Here is a 4534-nt window from a genome sequence, read left to right on the forward strand (position 1 = left end):
CTTGGGAAGCCCGCACCGTATGCGTAGCATTGGTGTCGGGAGGATGTCACCAAAACTCATTCAGCTTCACTGCCCTATGTTGAAAAACTACTGAGCAACAGTTACGTCGTACTGCATCTGGAAGGGTTGAAAGTTGCCTTTGGTTTCGGGAGAGCAGCTAAGCTGCAATTGGTAGAGTCCTACCTTGGGAAAGGTGATGTCGGCTCCAGGAATGCCCTGATAGCGTTCTGCCGCGATCGCCTTTACAGTCGGACGCAAAATGGGCTGATCTCCCGATCGACGCGGTCTTGAATACACCGCCATCTGGCAATTTGCCTGACTCAGTGGCACTAATGCCCCACCTCGACGAGTCAACGCCACCCAGGTACGAGCAGGTACCCCCACTCTGGGATTGTGGTTGGGTTCAATATGCCAAGTGCCTGCCACATCCCCAACGACTTCAACTTTGCGGGCAATCGCGGGCGTACCGATCAGTGCCAGTAAGCAAGTTGAAATCAGAATTTTATTCATGGGGATCGAGAATCAGGGAATTGGAGATCAGAAATCGGAGTCGAGAACAGCCTCAAATCTTAGGGATAAGCCCTTTCCCCTGTCAAACGACAACCCGTCAAACTTACAAAAGGTTCAGGTAACGCTAGTAAATAATTCGTCGAAGCTCTTTTCCGGTTGGTCAGCATTGGCAACAATTTCGACAACTTTGTTGCGGGCACTGGGCAGAAACAGGGCTTCCACACAGGTCTTGGCGACGAGCGATCGGGGAATACTTCCCTCGAACAGGGTGTCAGCACTGGACATGACCACGGGGATCGCTGCATCTTCGTTTTTCAAGCCCCCCGGACGGACGATCGTGTAAGTCAGGCCACTGTTTTGCAAATATTCTTCTGCTTGCTTCTTCCAGACCAGAATTAGAAAGAACAGATTCAGGGGATGGAAAAATTGGGAGACACACAGGGAAGACACCAGGACAAACTGTTCAATTCCCTTGCTCTTAGCAGCATTGACCAGATTTTTTGTGCCTTCATAATCCACCTTGTATGGCCCAGTGGGATCAAAGCTAGGTCTGGCCCCGGTAGCACACAGCACAACTGTGGAGTCCCCAATTGCGGCCGGCAAACTGGCTGGATCGAGCACATCCCCGATGACCAGTTCCGCTTCACTGGGCAGTATGGAACGAGCGGTATCCAGGTTGCGAACCATTGCCCGAACTGGAATCTTCCGATTTACCAATTCCTGGACAATCCGACGACCCGTTTCTCCAGTTGCTCCGGCGACAAAGGCTTTCATAAACAAATCCTCACATACGGCAATCAAGGATGCCACCCTTTGGAGTGATATGTTACTAATTATTACAGTGATCGTCACTTTGGAGGGAAGCTTGTCTGCCCAGAAACTGTTTGTAAATGAATATTAAGATGCAGGAAAGATGCTCTGGGATTGGATCCTCCCTAACCCTCCTCAAAAAAAAGGGAAGCAAACCAGAATGCCTGAAGTCTCCCTTTTTAAGGGGGATTTAGAGGATCGAAACATTGGTTTACAAACAGTCTCTCAGAGCCTCTTTGAGGTAATGCACTTTTCAAGAATTTCTATGAACAGTCTTCATCCTGCATATCTCCCAGGAGCAAATCAGACTTTAAAGCATTGGAATAGCTAAAAGATGTATCTAACCAATTTCTCTGGGGAACTTTAAGAGCAACGAACCTGTAATAAAGTTTTGGAAATCTCTTTAGTCCATGCAGTCATACCAACCCACTGAGCACTCATCCGTTGAAGTAACCGAGGCGTTGATCCACACTGCATCTGTGGTGTCAGGGCCAGACTATTCTCTGAAAGAGGACGCAGCACTGCCTGTGAATGAACCCACTCGTTTTTACAGCCAGTTTACCGACAGTATGGAATTGCAGGCTGATATGCATACGGTTGTGGCCTATTTCGATCGCCATCACGAATGGTTCCGGCGGTGCGCTCAGCCAATGACGGTAGAGCCGATTGGCAAAAATAGTTATGCTCTGGTGATTGGTAAATTTGGCTCCTTTGGGTATGAAGTAGAACCTAAAATTGGTCTGGATTTGCTGCCGCAAGAGGCGGGAGTATACCGAATTGAAACCGTTCCCCTCCCCAATGAGGAGACAGCGAGTTACAGCGTTGATTTTCGGGCTTCTATGGAACTGGTTGACTTGCTGCAAGAGCATTCCCAGGAATCCTCAATGGCTTCCTCCCTGGCGCCTGGTTTTACTCGTTTCACTCAAGTTAAGTGGTTGCTAGATTTAACAGTGGATATTCAATTTCCCCGGTTTATTCATGCTCTGCCCAAACCCTTGATTCAAAAAACAGGCGATCGTCTGTTGCATCAAATCGTGCGTCAAGTATCTGGTCGCCTGACTCGCAAAGTGTTAAAAGACTTTCATCAAAGCCACGGCTTACCTCTGCCCAAATGCTCTAGACGATGGTTTTTTCAGAAAGCAGAGAGTTATCAGGAGTTGGATCCTACTTAGGAGCATCTACCCATCAAGTAAGAGACTGTTTGTAAACCAATGTTTCGATCCTCTAAATCCCCCTTAAAAAGGGAGACTTCAGGCATTCTGGTTTGCTTCCCTTTTTTTTGAGGAGGGTTAGGGAGGATCCAATCCCAGAGCATCTTTCCTGCATCTTAATATTCATTTACAAACAGTTTCTAAATAGTTTCATCAATAATTCCGGACAAGTTTTCATGAAGTGAGTAGAATGACTATGATTCTTCCTCACTTAACAATATGGGTCTGCAACGACTGATACTGGTCATCGCTCTACTAGCGGCAACTCGCGTTGTCACGCTGGTTTTCGCATCCGATGGTTCTCAGAGCAATGATCAGGGGCTATTTCAGCCTTCTCCGCCAGAACACCAGGAAACCGCAGAGCGATTGCCGTTTCCTGATCCTTCTTTTCAAGAAGGGGATCCTTCGAATCCTGTTCAGCAAGAGCCTAATGCGTCATCTCAACCTGTTGAGATAGCTAAAAAGCCCGCAGATACCAGCGGAAGAAACTGCCAATCGGCTAAACCCGCAGTCGTAACTATTCGTGCGGGAAGAGAAGTTGGTTCTGGTAGTATTGTCAGCCAGGATGGGTTAGTGATCACCAACTACCATGTGGTGCAGGGAGTACGAGGCTCTACTCTGTCCGTCCAGACGAATAATGGTCAACAATATATTGGTCAAGTGATTGCGGGCGATCGCTTCAACGACCTGGCCTTAATTCGGTTACAAAATCCAGGAAACCTGCCCGTGGTTCCCCTGGCCGCCTCTGGAGTGACTAATCTGGGGCAACCTGTTTGCGCGATTGGCAGTCCTTTTGGTCAGGCTGGCGTAGTGACCCAGGGAAGACTGGTGAGAATTCTGCCCAATGGCGACTTGCAATCAGATGTCACCTTAAAGCCTGGCAACTCTGGTGGCCCCTTGTTGAATGCCAGGGGTGAAATGATTGGAATCAATAAAGGGGTAGCCCGTTCCAGTTCCGGTGCAGAAGATCGCGATCGCATCAGTTTTGCCACGAGTGCCACTGTTGCTAAAGGGTTCATTCAACAGAATCGAGCTAATCAACCGATGCAGGGGCTAGAACAGGGATTTTATGCCGATTCACCTTCTCCCTACCGGGGTTCTTATCGGGGCTATCCTCCCCCTTATGGAGGTGGATATGGAGGTTATCCCTACCCGGATGTTGGCCCTCGCTACAATGCTGGTCCTCCTTATGCAGATCCCTATGGTGGCCTACCTCCAGGCTATGTTCCTCCCCCTTATGGTTATCCAGACTATAGCCCTTACCCAGGCCGCTAGGGGCGAGTTGAATGGAGCGGGACGAATTAATAACCAGAAAGTCCCTGAATGGGAAGAGTGGGTGTTTGAATTCGCTGATCGATTCGGTGTCGATCAAGCATTAAAGCTTACCGCCAATCAGCAGACCGAGAGTAATCAGAAACAGGTGGTAGAAAGGCACCCAACCCATTCTGGGAACACAGAACACCAGAAATACCGCTAATATGGCCGGAGTTAGCATGAGCAGGGTTACTACCGAGGACAAAGACGGAAACACCATCAAAATCGAGCGAGCAATAAGGCGAACGATCGCTCCCGTGACGATCCACAACACCCCGTCACTGAGTTTCTGCATGGGGCTGCGCGGAATTTCTAAGAATCGTTCCCATCCTAGGTGATGCAGGAAAAACCCCGATGATCGTGCAGTAGACCCTGCGATCGTTGGTTCCTGCTGGAATGGTAGCTGCTCTTGCTCCTCCGAGCCAGGAAATCTTTCTCCTCCATAGGGAGGGTGTCCAGACTGATAGAGATAACGCAATTCTTGCGCTGCCTGCCAGGCATCCTGTTTTGCTTGTTGCTGCTGTTTGAAATCCATTCTCTCTTCATAAAGCTGCGGATTCCAGGATTGAGAAACAGGGGTACCCCTCTCTTCCTGCTCGGGAAACTTAGTAGATGGCCACTCTATTTTGGGTGAGTTGACTACTCCCCGGCGTGAATGCGCGGGGATTCTAAACGGATGTTACGGGACA

Annotated in this window: 5 protein-coding genes; 2 read left to right on the forward strand and 3 right to left on the reverse strand. The window is 49.1% G+C overall.

Going from position 1 to position 4534, the window contains the following annotated elements:
- Nucleotides 1-87: 87 nt before the first annotated feature.
- Nucleotides 88-510 (reverse strand): hypothetical protein, encoded by a 423-nt coding sequence (locus tag ACUVQO_RS22470; protein ID WP_445928048.1) that lies wholly within the window; start codon nt 508-510, stop codon nt 88-90.
- 114 nt (nt 511-624) lie between these two features.
- The gene (locus ACUVQO_RS22475) at nt 625-1320 is read right to left on the reverse strand and encodes an NAD(P)H-binding protein (RefSeq protein WP_445928049.1); all 696 of its coding nucleotides are present in this window, start codon (nt 1318-1320) and stop codon (nt 625-627) included.
- 410 nt (nt 1321-1730) lie between these two features.
- Here ACUVQO_RS22475 and ACUVQO_RS22480 point away from each other — a divergent pair, with 410 nt between their 5' ends.
- The gene (locus tag ACUVQO_RS22480; protein WP_445928050.1) at nt 1731-2492 is read left to right on the forward strand and encodes a DUF1997 domain-containing protein; all 762 of its coding nucleotides are present in this window, start codon (nt 1731-1733) and stop codon (nt 2490-2492) included.
- 258 nt (nt 2493-2750) lie between these two features.
- The gene (locus ACUVQO_RS22485; protein ID WP_445928051.1) at nt 2751-3806 is read left to right on the forward strand and encodes a S1C family serine protease; all 1056 of its coding nucleotides are present in this window, start codon (nt 2751-2753) and stop codon (nt 3804-3806) included.
- Nucleotides 3807-3906: 100 nt separating this feature from the next.
- Here the strand turns inward: ACUVQO_RS22485 and ACUVQO_RS22490 are convergent, their stop codons facing one another.
- A complete protein-coding gene (locus ACUVQO_RS22490; RefSeq protein ID WP_445928052.1) occupies nt 3907-4380 on the reverse strand; it encodes a hypothetical protein in 474 nt (157 codons plus the stop codon).
- Between the last annotated feature and the right edge of the window lie 154 nt (nt 4381-4534).

It is taken from the genome of Leptodesmis sp. (assembly GCF_052746595.1).